Annotated in this window: 19 protein-coding genes and 1 tRNA gene; 12 read left to right on the top strand and 8 right to left on the bottom strand. The window is 73.9% G+C overall.

All coding sequences use genetic code 11. The features are described 5' to 3' along the window. Nucleotides 1-2: 2 nt before the first annotated feature. Nucleotides 3-1,028 (bottom strand): sulfate ABC transporter substrate-binding protein, encoded by a 1,026-nt coding sequence (locus ACLBXP_RS12170; protein WP_447667921.1) that lies wholly within the window; start codon nt 1,026-1,028, stop codon nt 3-5. Nucleotides 1,029-1,372: 344 nt separating this feature from the next. Here ACLBXP_RS12170 and ACLBXP_RS12165 point away from each other — a divergent pair, with 344 nt between their 5' ends. After that, a complete protein-coding gene (locus ACLBXP_RS12165) occupies nt 1,373-1,627 on the top strand; it encodes a PilZ domain-containing protein (RefSeq protein WP_447667920.1) in 255 nt (84 codons plus the stop codon). Nucleotides 1,628-1,754: 127 nt separating this feature from the next. Then, entirely contained in the window at nt 1,755-1,970 is a 216-nt protein-coding gene (locus ACLBXP_RS12160) for a hypothetical protein (protein ID WP_447667919.1), read from the top strand. A gap of 214 nt (nt 1,971-2,184) precedes the next feature. Here ACLBXP_RS12160 and ACLBXP_RS12155 read toward each other — a convergent pair whose 3' ends face one another. Next, nucleotides 2,185-2,409 carry a hypothetical protein gene (locus tag ACLBXP_RS12155; RefSeq protein ID WP_447667918.1) on the bottom strand — a complete coding sequence of 75 codons (225 nt, stop codon included), beginning with the start codon at nt 2,407-2,409 and terminating at the stop codon, nt 2,185-2,187. 251 nt (nt 2,410-2,660) lie between these two features. Between ACLBXP_RS12155 and ACLBXP_RS12150 the strand changes: the two genes are divergently transcribed. The 4 genes from ACLBXP_RS12150 to ACLBXP_RS12135 all read left to right on the top strand — a co-directional run bounded on the left by ACLBXP_RS12150 (nt 2,661) and on the right by ACLBXP_RS12135 (nt 6,299). Continuing rightward, nucleotides 2,661-2,918, top strand: a complete 258-nt coding sequence (locus ACLBXP_RS12150) for a phosphopantetheine-binding protein (RefSeq protein ID WP_447667917.1) — start codon at nt 2,661-2,663, stop codon at nt 2,916-2,918. After that, complete coding sequence (locus ACLBXP_RS12145; RefSeq protein ID WP_447667916.1) at nt 2,905-4,287, top strand: class I adenylate-forming enzyme family protein; 1,383 nt, start codon at nt 2,905-2,907, stop codon at nt 4,285-4,287. Before ACLBXP_RS12150 ends, ACLBXP_RS12145 begins: the two co-directional genes overlap by 14 nt. 30 nt (nt 4,288-4,317) lie before the next feature. Further along, a complete protein-coding gene (locus tag ACLBXP_RS12140; protein ID WP_447667915.1) occupies nt 4,318-5,049 on the top strand; it encodes an SDR family NAD(P)-dependent oxidoreductase in 732 nt (243 codons plus the stop codon). Nucleotides 5,050-5,291: 242 nt separating this feature from the next. Beyond that, complete coding sequence (locus tag ACLBXP_RS12135; protein WP_447667914.1) at nt 5,292-6,299, top strand: SDR family oxidoreductase; 1,008 nt, start codon at nt 5,292-5,294, stop codon at nt 6,297-6,299. 29 nt (nt 6,300-6,328) lie between these two features. On the opposite strand, the gene ACLBXP_RS12130 is transcribed toward ACLBXP_RS12135, so the two are convergent. Together ACLBXP_RS12130 and ACLBXP_RS12125 are read right to left on the bottom strand one after the other, a co-directional pair. Beyond that, on the bottom strand, nt 6,329-7,501 hold the full coding sequence (locus ACLBXP_RS12130; protein ID WP_447667913.1) for a glycosyltransferase family 4 protein: 1,173 nt from the start codon (nt 7,499-7,501) through the stop codon (nt 6,329-6,331). Between the two features lie 88 nt (nt 7,502-7,589). Further along, on the bottom strand, nt 7,590-7,775 hold the full coding sequence (locus ACLBXP_RS12125) for a hypothetical protein (protein ID WP_447667912.1): 186 nt from the start codon (nt 7,773-7,775) through the stop codon (nt 7,590-7,592). Here ACLBXP_RS12125 and ACLBXP_RS12120 point away from each other — a divergent pair. Together ACLBXP_RS12120 and ACLBXP_RS12115 are read left to right on the top strand one after the other, a co-directional pair. Beyond that, the gene (locus ACLBXP_RS12120) at nt 7,770-8,315 is read left to right on the top strand and encodes a cysteine hydrolase family protein (RefSeq protein ID WP_447667911.1); all 546 of its coding nucleotides are present in this window, start codon (nt 7,770-7,772) and stop codon (nt 8,313-8,315) included. The genes ACLBXP_RS12125 and ACLBXP_RS12120 overlap by 6 nt on opposite strands. A gap of 307 nt (nt 8,316-8,622) precedes the next feature. Next, a complete protein-coding gene (locus tag ACLBXP_RS12115) occupies nt 8,623-10,398 on the top strand; it encodes an ATP-binding protein (RefSeq protein WP_447667910.1) in 1,776 nt (591 codons plus the stop codon). A 10-nt stretch (nt 10,399-10,408) separates the two neighbouring features. On the opposite strand, the gene pdxR is transcribed toward ACLBXP_RS12115, so the two are convergent. Next, complete coding sequence (pdxR, locus tag ACLBXP_RS12110; protein WP_447667909.1) at nt 10,409-11,896, bottom strand: MocR-like pyridoxine biosynthesis transcription factor PdxR; 1,488 nt, start codon at nt 11,894-11,896, stop codon at nt 10,409-10,411. Nucleotides 11,897-11,997: 101 nt separating this feature from the next. Between pdxR and ACLBXP_RS12105 the strand changes: the two genes are divergently transcribed. From ACLBXP_RS12105 to ACLBXP_RS12095, 3 genes are all read left to right on the top strand, one after another. Then, the gene (locus ACLBXP_RS12105; RefSeq protein ID WP_447667908.1) at nt 11,998-12,636 is read left to right on the top strand and encodes an FMN-binding negative transcriptional regulator; all 639 of its coding nucleotides are present in this window, start codon (nt 11,998-12,000) and stop codon (nt 12,634-12,636) included. Then, nucleotides 12,633-13,337 (top strand): GNAT family N-acetyltransferase, encoded by a 705-nt coding sequence (locus ACLBXP_RS12100; RefSeq protein WP_447667907.1) that lies wholly within the window; start codon nt 12,633-12,635, stop codon nt 13,335-13,337. Before ACLBXP_RS12105 ends, ACLBXP_RS12100 begins: the two co-directional genes overlap by 4 nt. A gap of 127 nt (nt 13,338-13,464) precedes the next feature. Further along, nucleotides 13,465-14,691: an acyl-CoA dehydrogenase family protein gene (locus ACLBXP_RS12095; RefSeq protein ID WP_447667906.1), complete on the top strand. Its 1,227-nt coding sequence runs from the start codon at nt 13,465-13,467 to the stop codon at nt 14,689-14,691. A gap of 100 nt (nt 14,692-14,791) precedes the next feature. On the opposite strand, the gene ACLBXP_RS12090 is transcribed toward ACLBXP_RS12095, so the two are convergent. Both ACLBXP_RS12090 and ACLBXP_RS12085 read right to left on the bottom strand, forming a co-directional pair. After that, nucleotides 14,792-14,868, bottom strand: a tRNA-Pro gene (locus tag ACLBXP_RS12090). Between the two features lie 130 nt (nt 14,869-14,998). Continuing rightward, nucleotides 14,999-15,691: a 4'-phosphopantetheinyl transferase family protein gene (locus ACLBXP_RS12085; RefSeq protein ID WP_447667905.1), complete on the bottom strand. Its 693-nt coding sequence runs from the start codon at nt 15,689-15,691 to the stop codon at nt 14,999-15,001. Between the two features lie 212 nt (nt 15,692-15,903). Here ACLBXP_RS12085 and ACLBXP_RS12080 point away from each other — a divergent pair, with 212 nt between their 5' ends. Beyond that, nucleotides 15,904-17,259, top strand: coding sequence for an MFS transporter (locus tag ACLBXP_RS12080; RefSeq protein ID WP_447667904.1), 1,356 nt, complete (start codon nt 15,904-15,906; stop codon nt 17,257-17,259). A gap of 8 nt (nt 17,260-17,267) precedes the next feature. Here the strand turns inward: ACLBXP_RS12080 and ACLBXP_RS12075 are convergent, their stop codons facing one another. Next, nucleotides 17,268-17,447 (bottom strand): hypothetical protein, encoded by a 180-nt coding sequence (locus tag ACLBXP_RS12075; protein ID WP_447667903.1) that lies wholly within the window; start codon nt 17,445-17,447, stop codon nt 17,268-17,270. Nucleotides 17,448-17,630: the final 183 nt, after the last annotated feature.

Below are 17,630 nucleotides of genomic sequence, written 5' to 3'. Positions count from 1 at the left end.
TCCTATCGGCCTGCGCGGCTGATCTGGTCGAACAGGCCGCCGCTGTCGAAGTTCCGCTTCTGGATGTCGTCCCAGCTGCCCTGCAGGTCCTCGATCTTGAACATCTTGATGTCCGGCAACTGGTCGAGGTCGGCCTTGGCGGCGGCCTCGCGCTTCAGCGGCCGGTAATGGTGCTTGGCGAAGATCGCCTGGGCCTTGTCGGTGTAGAGGAAGGCCAGGTACGCCTCGGCCTGCTTGCGCGTGCCCTTGCGCTCGACGTTGCCCTCGACCAGGGCCACCGGCGGCTCGGCGTAGATCGAGCTCGGCGGGACGACAATGTCGAACTTGTCGGCGCCGAACTCCTGCAGCACCAGGAAGGCCTCGTTCTCCCAGGTCGGCAGCACGTCGCCGAGGCCGCGCTGCGCGAAGGTCACCGTGGAGCCCCGCGCGCCGGTGTCGAGGACCGGCACGTTCTTGTAGATCTGGCCCACGAAGGTGTCGGCCTTCGGCCCGTCCTTGTCCTTGCCGTAGGCGTAGCCCCAGGCGGCGAGGAAGTTCCAGCGCCCGCCCGCCGAGGTCTTCGGGTTCGGGGTGATCACCTTCACGTCGGGCTTCACGAGGTCGTCCCAGTCCTTGACGCCCTTCGGGTTGCCCTTGCGCACGAGGAACACCACCGTGGAGGTGTAGGGCAGGCCGGCATTCGGCTGCTTCTCGCGCCAGTCCGCCGGGATCTTCTTGGTGAGCCTCGCGATCGCGTCGATGTCGGACGGGATGCCGAGGGTGACGACGTCGGCGTCGACCCCGTCGATCACCGTCCGCGCCTGAGCACCCGAGCCGCCGTGCGAGGCGCGCACCGTCACGCTCTCACCGGTCTTGGCCTTCCAGTCCTCCGCGAAGGCGGCGTTGATCTCCCGGTAGAGTTCCCGGGTCGGATCGTACGAGACGTTGAGGAGGGCGGTCTCGGCCGTGGCCGGGCCGACCGCGAGGCCGGCCGACAGGAGGATGGCCGCGAGGCCCGATCCGAGGGCTCGGCGATGAAGATGCGTCACGGTCTGGTGCCTCGTGCATGCGCGCGGCAACCGGTTTCGGTCGCCGCGTCGGGGCCGCTCTGTTCTTTTTATAGAACGAATTCGCGACCGCCCGTCAAGCTGAGCATAAGGCTTGTTCCACGGGCTCGGCCTTGCGGCAGCCAGTCATGGATCAACCTTCTCGTGGATACGGGACAGTGAAGAAGAAATGGCTCCCTTCCGCACGTTTCGCAAAAAGAACGTGCTCGCGCCCCCGGTGCTGGCGAGGGGGTGCCATGCGCAACATTTTATGCAGGCGTGAAACGCAACCTTTAGTCGAGCCTGTGCAGGATGTCGGCGGGTCCAGTCGAGTTCGAGTTCTCTCCATGGATGATCGCCGGGCTGCAACACGCAACCGCGTCAACGAGGTCGGTTCCATCGCGGTCGACGAGCACACGTCGATCCCCTGTCTCATCTTCGATCTGTCGAGCCTGGGCGTGCGCCTGACGATGCTCGACGCGCACATCGTCCCCGACAGCTTCGTGCTGTCGTCGGGCTACATGTCCGAGGCTCGGGTCTGCACCACGGTCTGGCGCACGGACGAGGAGATCGGTGCCTGCTTCAGCCAGGCCGCGGCCTGACCGGTACCCGTCCGGGTCCCGGCCTCACGTCGCGTTGCACCTGCGGGTCGTGAGCGCCGGAGGTCGGGGCGTTGCGCCAGCGCATCGCCGGCAACCATGTCGCGCGATTCCGCGGGATTTCCGGCCGGTGTCGGAGACGTGCCGCGTCCGCGCCGGCTACAAGCGCGCGGCGCCTCGCCCAGGTCCAGCAACCCGCCAACCCGCGCGGACGCCGCATCCCGCTTCGTTCAACCGACCGCTCCAGCAGCCGGACCCCCACCCCATGACCGTGATCGCCCTCGTCGTCGCCGGCAACCTGATGCTCGCCGGCCTCTTCTCGCTGGTGGCGGTCGCCCTCGACTGACGGGCGCAGGGCCGCAGCTTCATCCGGCACCTTAAGATCCCTCACCCGGCTTTCTGCGAAAGCAGACCTCTCCCGACGGGGGAGTGGGAGCCCGTTGCGCGCTCTGAGCCGATCGGCAATCGCACCAACCGCAGCCGCGGAAACGCACGGCCAAGCTGACGCGGCCAGCGCCCGGCGATGCCGCGCGCGACCGACGATCCGGCTACTGCTGTCTTCAGCCCTTGGTGTGGTCGAGCTGCGCGAGCAGGCGTTCCATGGAGGGGCCGACCGGTGCCGCGAGGCTCTCGGCGAAGTGGGTGCGCAGGGTCTGCCCGAGATGCCGGCGCACCCCGGGGCTGAGCGTCCCGGCGGGCGTGCCGGCGCCCGGCCACGGGGCCTCGGGGGAGCGCGCGCGGTCCTGCGTCCCGCCCGGGCCGGCATCGGTGGAGATCTTGGACATGGCCCCGAGGCTCCCGTACGCCGCCGAAGGCAGGAGCTTGCGGCCCCTTGGTTAAGGTGACGTCACCATAGTCCAAAAAATCCGACGGTTTTCCCGCAAGCTCGCGGCAGCCACGCTGCGAGATCGGAGCGCGGCCACCAGCGCTCGCACACCCGCCGTTTACGGCTGCGGCCGATCCTGAGGCCCTCACCGACGCCCCACCGGGCCGGAGGCGGCCCGCGGCGGGCCGCCTCGCAGCGAGGATCCCGTTCATGTCGACACGCTCCGTCATCATCGACAACATCGTCCAGGTCGCCGACGAGCAGGAGAAGGCCCTGGCGCCCCTGACCGACGACCTCGTCCTCCTGGAATCCGGCCTCGATTCCCTCTGCTTCGCGATCCTCGTCAGCCGGCTGGAGGACGCCTTCGGGGTCGATCCGTTCACGGCCTCGGACGAGATCGTGTTCCCGGTCACCCTCGGCGACTTCATCGCGCTCTACGCGGCGTCGGCCGTCGATGTCGCGGCCTGAGGTGCGTTCCCTGCGGCAGGCCCTCGCCGACGCGCCGGCGGGCAGCCCCGGCGGCACGCTGCACGGGCGGGACCGCAGCCTCCCGTTCGGCGAGCTGCTGGACCTGAGCTGCATCCACGGCGAGGTCGCGGGCCGGCGGATCCTGCTCGCCGCCGGCGAGCAGTTCGCGGCGGCGCTCGCCCTGATCGGCCTCGACGGCCTCGCCGAGGCCGTGGTGTTGTGCCCGCCCGACCTCGATCCGGCCCACCTTCCGGTGATCGCCGAGCGGGCCCGCGCCGACAGCCTGCTCACCGACCGGCCGCGCAGCGCCTTCCCGGGGCTCGACCACCTCGCCCTGATCGACTGCGCCTGGCCGCCGGTCCCCGCCGCCCGGGAACCCGCCTTCGAGCGGCCCACGGAGTGGCTGCTCCTGACCTCCGGCACCACCGGGGTGCCGAAGCTCGTGCGCCACGATTTCGCGGGCCTCACCGCCGCGATCCGGCCCCGGCCTGAGGGCGCGCCGCCGCCGGTCTGGGCGACCTTCTACGATATCCGCCGCTACGGCGGCCTGCAGATCTTCCTGCGCGGCGTGCTGGGCGGCGGTTCCCTGGTGCTCTCCGCGTCGGGCGAGCCGGTCTCGGACCACCTCGCGCGGCTCGGGGCCCACAGCGTCACCCACATCTCGGGCACGCCCTCGCACTGGCGCCGGGTGCTGATGAGCCCTGGCCGCACCGCGATGGCGCCGACCTACGTCCGGCTCTCCGGCGAGATCGCCGACCAGGCGGTCCTCGACGGCCTGGCGGAGGCCTATCCGGCGGCCGCGATAGGCCACGCCTACGCCTCCACCGAGGCCGGCGTCGGCTTCGAGGTGACGGACGGCCGCGAGGGCTTCCCGGCCGACCTCGTCGGGCGGACCGGGGCCGAGGTCGAGATGCGCGTCGTCGACGGCTCCCTGCGCATCCGCTCGCGCCGCACCGCCTCCGACTACGTGGGCAGCGCCGGCCTCGCTCTCGCCGACGCGGACGGATACGTCGACACCGGCGACATGGTCGAGGCGCGGGACGGGCGCTACCACTTCACGGGGCGGCGCGGCGGCATCATCAACGTCGGCGGCCTCAAGGTGCATCCCGAGGAGGTCGAGGCGGTGATCAACCGGCACGCGGGCGTGCGCATGTCCCTGGTCGAGGGACGCCGCAACCCGATCACCGGCGCCGTCGTCCAGGCGAGCATCGTGCTCGCCGAGGACGTCGCGGAGCCCGAGGCGGTCCGCCGCGAGGTCCTGGCGACCTGCCGGCAGGCGCTCAGCCCCCACAAGGTCCCGGCGCTGCTGCGCATCGTGCCGAGCCTCGCCGTCACCGCCGCCGGCAAGCTCGCCCGTCACCCGGCCTGAACGGCCTGCCCGAACGCCTGAGGAACCCCGATGCCGAACGTCCTCGTCACCGGCGCGAGCCGCGGCCTCGGCCTCGCCATCGCGACGCGCCTTGCCGCCTCGGGCTTCGACGTGATCGCGGTGGCGCGCAACGACAGCGCGGGCCTCGCCGAGGCGCGGGCCGCCCACGGCAGCGCGCCGGGCTCCCTCCACTTCCGCGCCGCGGACCTTGCCGACATCGAGGGGCTCGCGCCCCTCGTCCGGGGGCTGCGCCGGGAGTTCGGGCCCCTCTGGGGGCTCGTCAACAACGCCGGGCTCGGCACCGAGGGCCTGCTCGCCACGATGCAGAACCCGCACATCGAGGCCCTGATCCGCCTCAACACCCTCTCGCCGATCATGCTCACCAAGTTCGCGGTGCGGGGGATGATGGCGGACGGGGCGGGCCGCATCGTCAACATCTCCTCGATCATCGCCGCAACGGGCTACAGCGCGCTCTCCGTCTACGCCGCGACGAAGGCCTCCCTCGTGGGCTTCACCAAGTCGCTCGCCCGCGAGGTCGGCCACCTCGGCATCACCGTGAACGCGGTCGCGCCGGGCTTCGTCGACACGGACATGACGGCGGGCCTCGACGGGGCGAGCCGCGAGCGGATCGTGCGCCGCAGCGCCCTGCGGCGCCTGCCGGAGGCCGGGGACGTGGCGGGCGCGGTGGAGTTCCTCCTCGGTCCCGGCGGCCGCAACGTCACCGGCACCGTGATGACGATCGACGCCGGCAACACCGCGTGAGTTCGCCCACGCCGCATTTCGCGGCTCCGCCAGACAAAGCGCAGATCCAACACAGATCAAGCTCGGCCGCTCGACGCAGCTTTGCTTGCCGGAACCCGCGCGGCTGCGGTGGATTGCCGGAGAGTGTCCGCAGGGAGGCGGGCCGACCGGCGCCCCTGCTGACCGAATGCTGTGCAGCACTCGGGTGCGGCGCCGCGTGACGCCTCCCGCGATGCGGACGGAGCCGCACCGAGGGAACCGCCATGTACGCCTCGCACAAGCCCCTGCGCGAGCAGGTCATCGTCGTCACCGGCGCCACGAGCGGCATCGGCCTCGCGACCGCCCGGGAGGCCGCACGGGCCGGGGCCGAGGTGGTGCTGACCGCCCGCAACAGCGAGGCGCTCGTCCGCGTGCAGGAGGAGATCCGGGAGGCCGGCGGCGCGGCGATTCACGTCGTCGCCGACGTCGGGCGACGCGCCGACCTGCAGGCCGTGGCGGACGCGGCCGTCGAGCGGTTCGGGCGCATCGACACCTGGGTGAACAACGCGGGGCTCTCGATCTTCGGCCGCCTGGAGGCGGTGAGCGACGAGGACCACGAGCGCCTGTTCCAGACGAACTTCTGGGGCGTGGTCTACGGCTCCCTGGTCGCCCTGCCGCATCTGAAGCGGAGCCGCGGGGTGCTGATCAACCTCGGCAGCGTCGCTTCCGACGTGGCGATCCCCCTGCAGGGCATGTACTGCGCCAGCAAGCACGCCATCAAGGGCTTCACGGACGCCCTGCGGGTCGAGCTCGAGGAGGCCGGTGAGGCGGTCGCCGTCACCCTGATCAAGCCGGGCTCGATCGACACGCCCTTCCCGCAGCACGCTCGCAACTACACCGACCGGGAGCCGAAGCTGCCGCCGCCCGTCTACGACGTCCGCGAGGTGGCCCACGCCATCCTGACGGCGGCCGTGCACCCGCAGCGCGACATCTACGTGGGGGGCGCCGGGCGCCTGATGAGCGCCTTCCAGGCGCTCGCGCCCCGGACCTTCGACCGCCTCAGCCGGGGGGCCGTGCAGCAGCAGCAGCGGGGCGAGCTGCCCCGCAACCCGGGCGGGTCCCTGGACGAGCCGGGCGACGGGGAGGGACATGCCGGCGGCGGTCATCCGGGCTACGTCCGCCGGCGCAGCACCTACACGCGCGCCTCGATCCACCCGGCGGCGACGGGCCTCCTCGTGACGGCGGGCGTCGCAGCGGCGGCCGCGCTGATGCGCGGCTCGGGCCGGCGCTGAGGGCGGCCGTGGCGGCCCCGATTCACCGCTCAGGCCGCCACGCTGCCGGGGCGCGTGGCGCGCAGGGTCTGGTACTGCGCGAGCATGCCCGCCACCATCGCCGGCACGCCGTAGCTGCCGGCCCGGGTCCGCGCGGCCTCGCCGAGGCCGCGGCGCAGCTTGCGGTCGGCGAGGAGCCGGACCACGGCGTCCCGGGCCGCGTCCGGCGCACCGGCCGGCACCAGGAGGGCGGCGTCCGCCCAGAGTTCGCGGTGGGCGGGGATGTCCGACAGAACGAGCGCGCAGCCGGCGGCGGCCGCCTCCAGCACCGGCAGCCCGAAGGCGGCGTGACGGGCGAGCGCGGCGTAGATCGGGCGCTGGTCGAGGCGGCGCGCCAGCTCCTCGGGCGACAGGGGCCCGAGGGGCTCGACGGAGCCGGGCCGGGCCGCCCCGCCGGGCAGCGGGCCGGAGGCGCATACCGGGACGGGCAGTCCCTCGGCGACGGCCTCGAGGTCGCGCGAACCGTCGGCCCGGTCCCAGGTCGTGGCGGCGGACAGGACGTAGGGGGCGCCGTCGCGGGGGTTCAGGTAGCTCCGGGGGCCGAGGCCGTGATGCACGACCGCGGGTTCGCGGGTCAGTCCGTAGGCGGCCATCGTCGCCCGCGCGGCCGCGCGGGTCGGCGCGATCAGGCGGTCCGCCCGGCGCAGGCCCTCGCCGGTGAGGTCGCGGCGCCAGGCGAGGTCGTCGGGCAGCGGCCCGGTCTCGGTGGCCTGCCAGAGGGTCGCGACGCAGCCGTGGCAGGTCGCGAGGGTCGGCACCGGGAAGCCGCCGCTCGCCAAGAGGCCGGCGCCGTGCAGGTGCACGAGGTCCACGTCGAGGCGCCAGGCCAGGGCCGCGAGGGCGTCCGATGTCTCGCGCACGGCGACGGCGCTGCGGGCGGTCCGCTCGCTCGGCTGACCGAGGAACAGCAGGTTCACCCGCGGATGGGCGGCGGCCTCGGCCCACCGGGCCGGGTCGGGCGCCGCGCCGAGCACCGCGAGGGTCACGACCGCGCCGCGCTCCGCCAGCCCGGCGGCGAGCGGCAGCGTGACGGGCCAGACCGTGTCCGCGGCCTCCGTGGTGAGCAGGATGCGCATGTCCACAGGGTCGTCCGCCAGGCCGCTCGCCGCTGCCTCGGCGTCCGGTCCCCTCGGGGCGGCCTCGTGCGGGAAGAATGGGCGCATGGTCTCGCGGACCCTCGTTCGATCCCCGGGGGAGGGGCGGTCGGTTCCGCACAGACCATGCAAACCACGCGCCCGTCATTAACGCATGTCAGTATTTCGGCCGCCGCTCAGCCTGTTCCTCGTCCGAAATCTGAATTTGGCGCTGATCCAGCCATTCGAGCCATCGTATCGGCTGCTGCTCGCGAGATGAAGGATGCCCATGAACGGTGAGGGTGACTGCCTGCGCCACGGAGACCTTGGCGCGAACTGCCTTCACCTGTGCGTCGACATGCAACGCATGTTTGCCGAGCGTACGGACTGGTTCACGCCCTGGATGGAGCGGGTGACCCCCCGCGTCGCGCGGATCGCGGAAGCCCATCCGGAGCGCACGCTGTTCACCCGCTTCGTCCCCGCCGCGCATCCGGGGGAGGGGCGTGGGACGTGGCGCGGATACTACGAGCGCTGGGCCTCGATGACCCGGGAACGCCTCGCCCCGGGGCTCGTCGACCTCGTGCCGGAACTCGCGCGGTTCGTGCCGCCCGCCGAGGTCGTCGATAAGGCCTATTACTCGCCCTGGCTCGGCACGGACCTCGACGGGCGCCTGCGCGACCGAAGGGCCGACACCCTCATCGTCACGGGCGGGGAGACCGACGTCTGCGTCCTCAGCGCGGTCCTCGGCGCCGTGGATCTCGGCTACCGCGTCGTCATCGTCACCGACGCCCTGTGCTCCTCCTGCGACGAGGCCCACGACGCCCTCATGACGATGTACCGGACCCGCTACGGCCAGCAGGTCGAGACGGTGTCGAGCGATGCCGTCCTGGCGGCCTGGCGCTGAGGACATTCAGCGGTGTGCGAAGGCCTGCGGCGCGCGCGGCAAGGATCAGCGCCGCCGCGGCAGCGATGAATGCCCGAAGCCCCAGGGTTGAAACGAGCATTCCCCAATAGCCGCCGCATCTACTCATCCTAAGGTTGAGCTGCTGATGCGCCCTGCACGCCCTGCGTCGGGCCGAAGCTTTACTACGAGTCCGGGCTGACCCACACTGGGACGACTTTGAATCGTTGAGTCGGCCGAGGAGTCGGAGAGCGAGGCAGCGGCGCGGGAACCGGAACGGCTTCCGTCCGCCCGACGCAGGATGCATCGGATGGCATGGACCGCACCCGGGGCCGCACCCGGGACAGCACAGGACGGTGCGCCGTCGCGGCTCTTCCGGATCCTCCTCGCCGGGGCCGGCATCCTCCTCGCCGCAATCCTCGTGATCGCCGCCGTGCTGATCATCAAGGGGCTGCGCGACAAGGAGCTCGCCGACGCCCGCCGGGAATTGATGACGCTCGACACCGTCCTGGCGGAGGAGACCGCCCGGGCGATGCAGAGCGTCGACCTCGTGCTGACGAGCGCCATCGAGGGGCTCGGCCTCGACGAGGCGGCGCCCGGTGCCGACTTCGCGCGCCTCGTCTCCGGGCGGGAGGTCCATGACAACCTGAAGGTGCGGGTCGCCGGCATCCCGCAGCTCGACGCGGTGTCGGTGGTCGGCGCGGACGGGCGCGTCCTCAACTTCTCGCGCTACTACCCCGTCCCGGACATCAACCTCGGGGACCGGGACTACTTCGCCTACCTGCGGGATACGCCGGTCCAGGAGCCCTACATCACCGAGCCGGTGGAGAACCGGGGCAACGGCACCTGGACGATCTACCTCGCCCGGCGCCTCACGGGGCCGGACGGGCGCTTCGCTGGCCTCGTGCTCGGTGCGATCAACCTCAGCTACTTCGACAACTTCTACCGCTCGCTCAACCTCGGCGGCCAGTCGGCCGTGAGCCTGTGGCGCCGGGACGGCACCCTGCTGACCCGCGAGCCGGCCGTGCCGGGCGTCGGGCGCCGGTTCAAGATCAAGGCGTTCGCCCCCGAGATCCTCAGCAAGCCGGCCGGCTTCTACGAGATCGCGGACTCGATGGACGGGGCCCGCCGCCTCGTCGCCACCCGCACCATCCAGGGCTACCCCCTCGTCATCAACGTCACCCGCACCCGCGACGAGGTGCTGCACGACTGGCGCTACGAGGCGATGCTCGGCGCCGGCGCGACGCTGCTCTGCCTGGTCGCGCTCCTCCTGCTGCTGTGGGCGCTCGGCCGCCAATCGCGCGCCAACCTCGCCCGCGCCGCCGCGATCGCCGAGCGGGAGGAGGCCGTCCGGGCGCGCGAGGTCGCGGAGGCGCAGCTGCGGCAATCCCAGAAGATGGAGGTGCTGGGCCAGCTCACCGGCGGCGTCGCGCACGACTTCAACAACATGCTCAACATCATCCTCGTGAACCTCGAGATGGTCGAGGCGCAGATCCCCGAGGGCAAGGCGCGCACGCGGGTGCAGAACGCCCTCGCGGGGGCGCAGCGCGCCGCGGCGACCACCCACAAGCTCCTGGCCTTCGCCCGGGCGCAGCCGCTCTCGCCGGTGATGATCGACGTGAACGCGCTGATCACCGACTTCTCCGAGCTCCTGCGCACCACGATGGGCGGGCGCGCCCGCCTGGAATTCGTCCTCGCCCCGAACCTGCCGCGGCTGTGCATCGACCCGAACCAGCTCGAGAACACGATCCTGAACCTGACCGTGAACGCGCGCGACGCGATGCCGGACGGCGGCACCCTCACGCTCTCGACGCATCTCGCCGCGGGGGAGGGGCAGCCCTCCCTCGTCGTGGCGGCCTCCGACACGGGGGTCGGCATGTCCGAGCAGGTGCTCGCCCGCGCCTTCGAGCCGTTCTTCACCACGAAGCCCGAGGGCAAGGGCACCGGCCTCGGGCTCAGCCAGATCCTCGGCTTCGTGCAGCAATCCGGCGGCACCGTCGACATCCGGAGCGCGCCGGGGGCGGGCACCACGGTGATGCTCGTCTTCCCGGTCCAGCCGGCCGGCGCGGCCTCCCTCGCGGCCTGACCCGCAACCCTCAGGCGGACCGGCCGCCGCGCAGGGCCCCGGCGAGCCGTCGCAGGGCCGGCTCGATCGCCGGCTCGGGGATGGCCGCATAGCCGAGGAGGAGGCCGGGCTCCGCGCCGGCGGGGTCGGCGTAGTAGGCCGAGAGCGGTGACACCGCGAGGCCGGCCCGGGCGCAGGCCGCCGCCGCCGCGGCATCGTCGAAGGGCCGGCCGGGGGCTGGGCGGGCGACGAGGTGCATGCCCCCGTCCCGCGGGGGGACGTCGAGGAGGCCCGCGAGGTGGCGCGGCGCCGCCGCGACGAGCGCCGCCTGCCGCTCGCCGTAGAGCCGCCGCGTCCGGCGCAGATGCGCGGCGAAGTGGCCCTCCTCGATGAAGCGGGCGAGCGCCTCCTGGCCGAGCTCTGGGGCCGGCGCGCCCGCCCGGGAGAGGGCGCCGCCGAAGCCCGCCGCGAGGGCCGCCGGCAGCACGAGGTAGCTCAGCTGGAGGGCGGGCGTGAGCACCTTGGAGAAGCTGCCGACGTAGATCACCCGGCCCGCCCGATCGAGGGCGCTTAAGGGGGCGAGGGGGCGCCCGGCGTAGCGATACTCCCCGTCGTAATCGTCCTCGACGATCCAGCCGTCCCGCGCCTCCGCCCAGGCGAGCAGGGCGAGGCGGTTCTCGGGGCTCATCATCGTGCCGAGGGGGTAGTGGTGGGCGGGCGTCACCACGGCGAGGCGGGCGGCGGGCTCCAGGGCCGCGGCCCGCGCGGCGCAGAACCCGTGCGGCCCGACCCGCACCGGCACGGTGCGCAGGCCCGCCGCCCGCAGGGCCGCGCCGAGACCCGGGAAGCCGGGCTCCTCCACGAAGGCCGCCTCGCCGGGGTCGAGGAGCAGTTCGGCGAGGAGCCGCAGGCTCTGGCGGATGCTCGCCGTCATCACCACCGCCTCGGCGGCGCAGGGCACGCCGCGCCCGGCTGACAGGTAGGCGGCGACGGCGGCGCGCAGGCGCGGCGAGCCGCGCGGGTCGGTCGCCGCCCCGGCCCGGTCGCGCCATTCCGCGGCGAGCAGCGTCGCGAAGATCCCGGACGGGAAGGCCTCGCGCGAGGGGCGCCCAAGCGCGAAGGCGTCGGCATCGGGCGGGCCGGCATCCCCGGCGGCCGCCAGCCCCGCGCCGCGGCGGGAGAGGGCGGGCGCCGGCGCGGGGGGCGCCGCCGGCGGGGCGGCGCCCGGCCGGCTGAGCAGGTCGTCCGGCAGCGTCGCGGCGACCCGCGTCCCGGAGCCGCCGCGGCTCGTCAGGTAGCCTTCCGCCCCGAGCTGCTCCAGGGCGAGGAGCACGGTGCCGCGGGCGCAGCCGAGGTCGGCCGCCAGGATGCGGGAGGCCGGCAGGCGCGCGCCCGGCCGCAGGCGCCCGGCCAGGATGGCGGCCCGCAGGGCCTCCCGCACCCGCGCATGGAGCGGCCGGTCCAAGGCGGGCCCGAGGTCGAGGTGGAGGGGCAGGGGCGCGGCTCGGCAACGGGTCATCCGCGAAGTGGTCCAGTTGATCGGTCTGAAGTGGACCTTTTTCCTGAACCGCTTTCGGGTCAAGCGTCCTGCGAAATTCCAACTCGGTCCGGAGGACGCGCATGTACCAGCCGCAGCACTTCCGCGAGGACGCGCGCGCCGCGCAGCACGCGCTGATCCGCGCCCATCCCCTCGGCCTCCTCGTCAGCGCGGGCGCGAGCGGCCTCCTCGCGAACCCGGTCCCGTTCCTGCTCGACGCGGACGGCGACGGGCCCGGGACGCTGCGAGCCCACCTCGCCCGCCCCAACCCGCAATGGCGCGACCTCGACGGTCTCGCCGAGTGCCTCGTCGTCTTCCAGGGGCCCGACCGCTACGTGACGCCATCCTGGTACGAAACGAAGCGCGAGACGGGCCGGGTCGTCCCGACCTGGAACTACGCCACCGTGCAGGTCCGCGGCCGGCCCCGCGTGATCGAGGATGCGGCCTGGCTGCGCCGCCAGATCGACGACCTCACCGCCCTGCAGGAGGCCGCGCGGCCCGAGCCCTGGGCCGTCGCGGACGCACCGCCCGCCTTCACGGCGGCGCAGCTGCGCGGGATCGTCGGCATCGAGATCCCGCTCACCCGGCTCGACGGCAAGTGGAAGGTCAGCCAGAACCGCTCGGAGGCGGACCGGGCCGGCGTCGCGGCGGGCCTGCGCGCCGAGATCGGCGCGGCGGACGCCATGGCGGAGCTCGTCGCCGCGGGGGGCTGCCCCCGGTGAGCGCGCACCTGAACGCCTACGGGCAGCCGATCGGCCCCGCCCTCCCGGACTGGACCCCGCGGCCCCGACCGCCGCGGACCCCCATGGTCGGCCGCACCTGCCGGGTCGAGCCCCTCGACCCGGCGCGGCACACCGACGACCTGTTCGAGGCGCTGGCCGGCGACGGGGCGCGCTGGACCTACCTGTTCGGCGAGCCGCCCGAGAGCGCGGCCGCGTTCCGGGACCGCCTGGAGGGTCTCGCGGCGAGCGCCGACCCCCTGCACCACGCGATCCTCGACACGGGCAGCGGCCGCGCCCTGGGGCTCGCCGCCTACCTCCGCATCGAGCCCACCCACGGCGTCCTGGAGGTAGGCCACATCCATCTCGGCCCCGCGCTCGCCCGGACCCCGGCCGCCACCGAAGCGATGGCCCTGATGATGGCCCGCGCCTTCGACGAGCTTGGCTACCGCCGCTACGAGTGGAAGTGCGACAGCCTGAACGCGCCCTCGCGGAGCGCGGCGCTGCGGCTCGGCTTCACCCACGAGGGCATCTTCCGCAACGCCGTCGTGGTGAAGGGCCGCTCGCGGGACACGGCCTGGTACGCGGTGACGGACGCCGAGTGGCCGCGCCTGCGGGCCGCCTTCGCGGCCTGGCTCGACCCGCAGAACTTCGACGGCGCGGGGCGCCAGCGCCGGTCGCTCGCCGATCTGCGGGTGGGTTGAGCGGCCCGACCCGCGCCGTCCACGGCCGAGCCTTGCCGCGGGCTCGCCTGCGGCCAGATGTAGGGGAGACCGTCCGGCCGCGCTTGCCGCGGGGCCGGGCGCGTCGCCGCGCCGAGGGAGACCCGCCTTGCCCGAGCAGGACCGCCTGGAACTCCGGCCGCCGGAGCTGCCCTCGCCCTGGGCGACGGCGGGCCGCACGCGCCTGCAGGCGGAGGCCCGCGCCTTCGCGCGCGACGTCGTGCTCCCCATCGCCGACGCCCTCGACCCGCAGAAGGGCGAGATGCCCCGCTCGGTCATCGACCAGATGGCGGAGCGCGGCTGGTTCGGCATCACCATCCCGGCCGAGCACGGCGGCCTCGGCCTCGGGGTGTTCGAGTACTGCCTCGTCTCGGAGGAGCTCGCCCGCGCGTGGCTCTCGGTCGGCAGCATCCTGGCGCGGGGGCAGGGGCTCGGCACCCAGACCCTCGACGACGACCGCCGCCTCGGCCTCCTGCGCAAGTCGGCGCAGGGGCGCTGGATCGGCAGCATCAGCCTCTCGGAGCCCGGCGCCGGCTCGGACCTCGCCAACGTGCAGACCCGGGCCGTGCGGGAGGGCGACGACTGGGTGCTCACCGGGCGCAAGCGCTGGGCGGGCTTCGCGCAGGGCGCCGACTTCATCGAAGTCCTGGCCCGCACCCGGGAGCCGCGCGAGGGCGAGCCGCGCTCGGCGGGGCTGGAGCCGTTCCTCGTCGTCAAGGAGCCCGGCACCTTTCCGGCGGGCATGACCGGCCGGGTGATCGACAAGATCGGCTACCACGGCTTCCTCACCTTCGAGCTCGACCTCGAGGGCGTGCGCGTGCCCGACAGCGACCGGCTCACCGGCCTCTACGGCGATGCGGGCGCGGACGCGGATTCGGGCGGCTTCGCGGCCGTGCAGCGCGGCCTCAACATCGCCCGCGTCCACACAGCGGCCCGCGCGGTGGGCGTCGCGCAGGCGGCGCTGGAGGACACGCAAGCCTACCTGCAGGAGCGCGAGCAGTTCGGCCACCCGATCGGCGCCTTCCAGGCCCTGCGCTTCGCCCTCGCCGACATGGCCGCCGACGTCGCGCAGGCGCGCGCCTTCTGGTGGCAGGTGGCCCACCTCCTCGACGCCGGCGAGCCGGCCGAAAGCGAGTCGGCGATGGTGAAGCTGACGGCCACCGAGATGGCGGTGCGCGTCACCAACCAGGCGATGCAGCTCCACGGCGGCAACGGCTACACCACCGAGCGTCGGGTGGAGCGCTACTGGCGCGACGCCCGCCTGACCACGATCTTCGAGGGCACCAGCGAGATCCAGCGCCGCATCATCAGCGACCGGATGCTGCCGAAGGCGTGAGCGCGCAAGGCCGCCTCCGCGGGGTGCCGCTCAAGGCGCTGCAACTCGTGAATGGGATGGCCGGCCCACCAGGGCGGCTGATCCGGTCCGACCGGTCGAATGGTCGGAGTGGCAGGATTTGAACCTGCGACCCCCACGTCCCGAACGTGGTGCGCTACCAGACTGCGCTACACTCCGAAGGCCGGCGTCTCCACCAGCGAGCGGGCTTATAGCGGGCGGGGTCCGGGGTCGCAAGCGGGGAATCGCGCCCGCGGCCAAGTTGGCACCAAGGTCGGTCGAGCCGGCGCTCGCGGACAAGCATTCGGCGTCAGCCCAGGGCGTCGGTCCAATCGGGTGGGAGGGTCAGGCGGCGGATAGGCTCGTCGGCGGCCGTGAGCGCGGCCGTGCCGACCGTTCCGGGGCCGGGCTCCAGGTCGTGGAGGGTCCAGCCGGCCGCCGGGCCGGCCGGTGGGCGCAGCAGGGCGGCCTCGTCCGGCGGGACCGTGACGCTGAAGGCGGAGAGCGGAGCCGAGAGGCCGAGGCCCAGGGCCTTCACCACCGCTTCCTTGCGGGTCCACAGGCCGAGGAAGGCGCGGTCCCGCGCCGCGTCGGGCAGGCGGGCGAGGGCCTGCGCCTCGTCGGCCGCGAACAGGTCGCGGGCGAGACGCAGGGCGTCCGGCATCGGGCGCAGGGCCTCCACGTCCACGCCGATCGGCGCGCGGGTCGAGAGGCCGACGAGGGCGCGGGGGCCCGAATGCGAGAGGTTGAGGTGGAGCGGTGCCTCGCTTGGCCCTCGGGCCAGCTCCGGCTTGCCGGTCGCATCCGCCGTGAAGGCGAGCGTGCGGGGATCGGTGGCGCGGGCCGCGCCGAGGATCAGGCGCAGGGCGGCGTGGCTCGCCACGAACCGCTGCCGGTCCTCCGGCCGGAGGAAGCGGTCCGCCCGGGCCCGCTCCGCCGGGTCGAGGAGGCGCCGGCAGGCGTCCAGGGCTTCCGGCGGGAGGCGGAGGTCGATGCTCCACACGGCGCTGCCCCGCGCCGGGCCCGGCGGCGCAACGGTCCAGCCCGCGGGTGTCACGGCCCGACCCGTCCCGGCGCAGGCGCCGCGCCTGCGCGGAAGCGGCGCGGGGTCGCGCCCAGGGCGGGAGGGTGCAAGCGCGGCGCTGGCTGGAGCATCATGGCGCGCGAAGGCATGCCCGGTTTCCCGGGCTCCCCGCAACCCTGGCGAGATCGGGCTTGAGTCATGCGGTCGAGGACGAGCGGACCCCCGCGGGGCGCGACCGCGTGAGCGGCGGAGCCCGCATCCGCTCGGGGCCTGCCGACCGGCTCCCCACCCTCGACGACCGCCGGGTGCGCAGCGCCGTGTTCTGCGCGATCTACCTCTACCAGGGCCTCGTGGCGGGCTTCTCGCTGACGGCGCTCGCCAACCACCTCGCGGCGCAGGGCGTCTCGGCGGGTGAGGTCGCCCTGCACTTCGCGGTGGCGGGCCTGCCCTGGACGGTGCAGCCCGTGCTGTTCGGGCCCCTCGTCGACCGGGCGCCGCACCGGCGCATGGGGCGGCGGCGGCCCCTCCTGGTCCTCGCCATCCTCGGCTGCCACGCCGCCCTGTGCGGCCTCCTCGCGGTGCCGGCACCCGAGGCGCTCGGGCCCCTCGGCCTCGTCTTCCTCGCCCATAGCGGCTGCGCGGCGCTCCTCGACACCGCCTGCGACCGGTTGATTCTCGATCACGTGCCCGTGGCCGAGCTCGGCCGCACCAGCGCCTGGACGCGCGGCGGCTTCATCGTCGGCACGAGCCTCTCCGCCGCCCTGTTCGGCTGGGCTCTCGACGCCCTCGGCTTCCGCGCGAGCGTCCTCCTCCTCCTCGCCTGCGGGATCCTCGTCACGCTGCCGCCGCTCCTGGTGCGCGAGGCGCCCGGCGACGCGCTCGTCGACCTCGCGCCGGTCGTATCCCCGGGGGCCACCCGGCCGCCGGTGCCGCTCGGACGCTTCCTGCGCCGCCTCGCCCTCAGCCTGCGGCGCCCGCAGGCCCTGCGCATCCTCCTCCTGTGCATCGGCATCGATGCAGCTCTCGCCTGGTTCGAGCTGCGCTTCGCCGTCGCGCTCGTGCAAGGGGAGGGCTGGGGCGCGGCGGATCTCTCGCGCTGGCAGGCCGGCCTCGCGCTCGCGAGCGGCACCCTCGGGGCCGCCCTCGTCGGCGCCTGGGTTGACCGGGCCGGGCCGCTGCGGCCCGTGCGGGGGCTGCTCGCGGCGAGCGCCGTCGGCTTCCTCGCGGCGGCGGGCCTCATCGCGGCGGGGCTTGCCGGGGCGGCCGGGGGGGCGGTCCTCGTCCTCACGAACGTGGTGCCGGGCCTCGTCGTGGTGGCGCTGGTGCCGGCCCTGATGGGGGTGACCCGGGGGCGCAGCGGGGCCGCGACGCAGTTCGAGGTCTACATGGCCGCGATGAATCTCGGCTCGGTGGCGGGGGGCGCCGCCGGCGGCACGCTGGCGGCCGGGCTGCCCCTCGCTGTGGTCGCCCTCGCCGCCGCCGCGGCCCTGGCCGGGTGCGCCGCCCTGGCCGGAGCCGCCCTCCGCGCGCCGGGCGGCGGCCGCTGAGGGGCGCCTCAGTCGCGGCCCTGCGGCCCTGGGTCGGCCCGGGAGCGTCGGCGGGCGCACGCGAACAGCATGCCGAGACAGAGGAGCTCGATCCCGCCGAGGCTCGCCCAGAACAGCAGCAGGGCCTGCCACCACCGGAGGCGGCCAGAGACGACCGAGCCGATGGCGGCGCTTGCCAGGAGGGGCACCGCCACCATCAGAATCAGGGCAAGGTATCGCGGGGCGGTCCACATCTCGGGGCTGAGCGAATTGAGCGGGATAGGCTCCGATGCACCGGGTCTTCTGAACAGTCGAGGTGGTTCAGTGGTCTTCAGCAGGTTTTCGGGGCTGTTCCGCAGTCTTGCGCGTGGGGCACACGTCGCGGCCCGTGG

This window comes from Methylobacterium sp. A54F (assembly GCF_053346035.1).
This window is presented reverse-complemented; position numbering and strand designations above follow the sequence as displayed.

Bases quoted from the DNA above. Each gene is read 5' to 3' on its own strand.
- pdxR (WP_447667909.1), bottom strand. From the start codon at position 11,896: ATGACCCGTTGCCGAGCCGCGCCCCTGCCCCTCCACCTCGACCTCGGG.
- ACLBXP_RS12120 (WP_447667911.1), top strand. From the start codon at position 7,770: ATGCAACGCATGTTTGCCGAGCGTACGGACTGGTTCACGCCCTGGATG.
- ACLBXP_RS12140 (WP_447667915.1), top strand. From the start codon at position 4,318: ATGCCGAACGTCCTCGTCACCGGCGCGAGCCGCGGCCTCGGCCTCGCC.
- ACLBXP_RS12165 (WP_447667920.1), top strand. From the start codon at position 1,373: ATGGATGATCGCCGGGCTGCAACACGCAACCGCGTCAACGAGGTCGGT.
- ACLBXP_RS12115 (WP_447667910.1), top strand. From the start codon at position 8,623: ATGGCATGGACCGCACCCGGGGCCGCACCCGGGACAGCACAGGACGGT.
- ACLBXP_RS12130 (WP_447667913.1), bottom strand. From the start codon at position 7,501: ATGCGCCCATTCTTCCCGCACGAGGCCGCCCCGAGGGGACCGGACGCC.
- ACLBXP_RS12145 (WP_447667916.1), top strand. From the start codon at position 2,905: ATGTCGCGGCCTGAGGTGCGTTCCCTGCGGCAGGCCCTCGCCGACGCG.
- ACLBXP_RS12135 (WP_447667914.1), top strand. From the start codon at position 5,292: ATGTACGCCTCGCACAAGCCCCTGCGCGAGCAGGTCATCGTCGTCACC.
- ACLBXP_RS12150 (WP_447667917.1), top strand. From the start codon at position 2,661: ATGTCGACACGCTCCGTCATCATCGACAACATCGTCCAGGTCGCCGAC.
- ACLBXP_RS12155 (WP_447667918.1), bottom strand. From the start codon at position 2,409: ATGTCCAAGATCTCCACCGATGCCGGCCCGGGCGGGACGCAGGACCGC.
- ACLBXP_RS12105 (WP_447667908.1), top strand. From the start codon at position 11,998: ATGTACCAGCCGCAGCACTTCCGCGAGGACGCGCGCGCCGCGCAGCAC.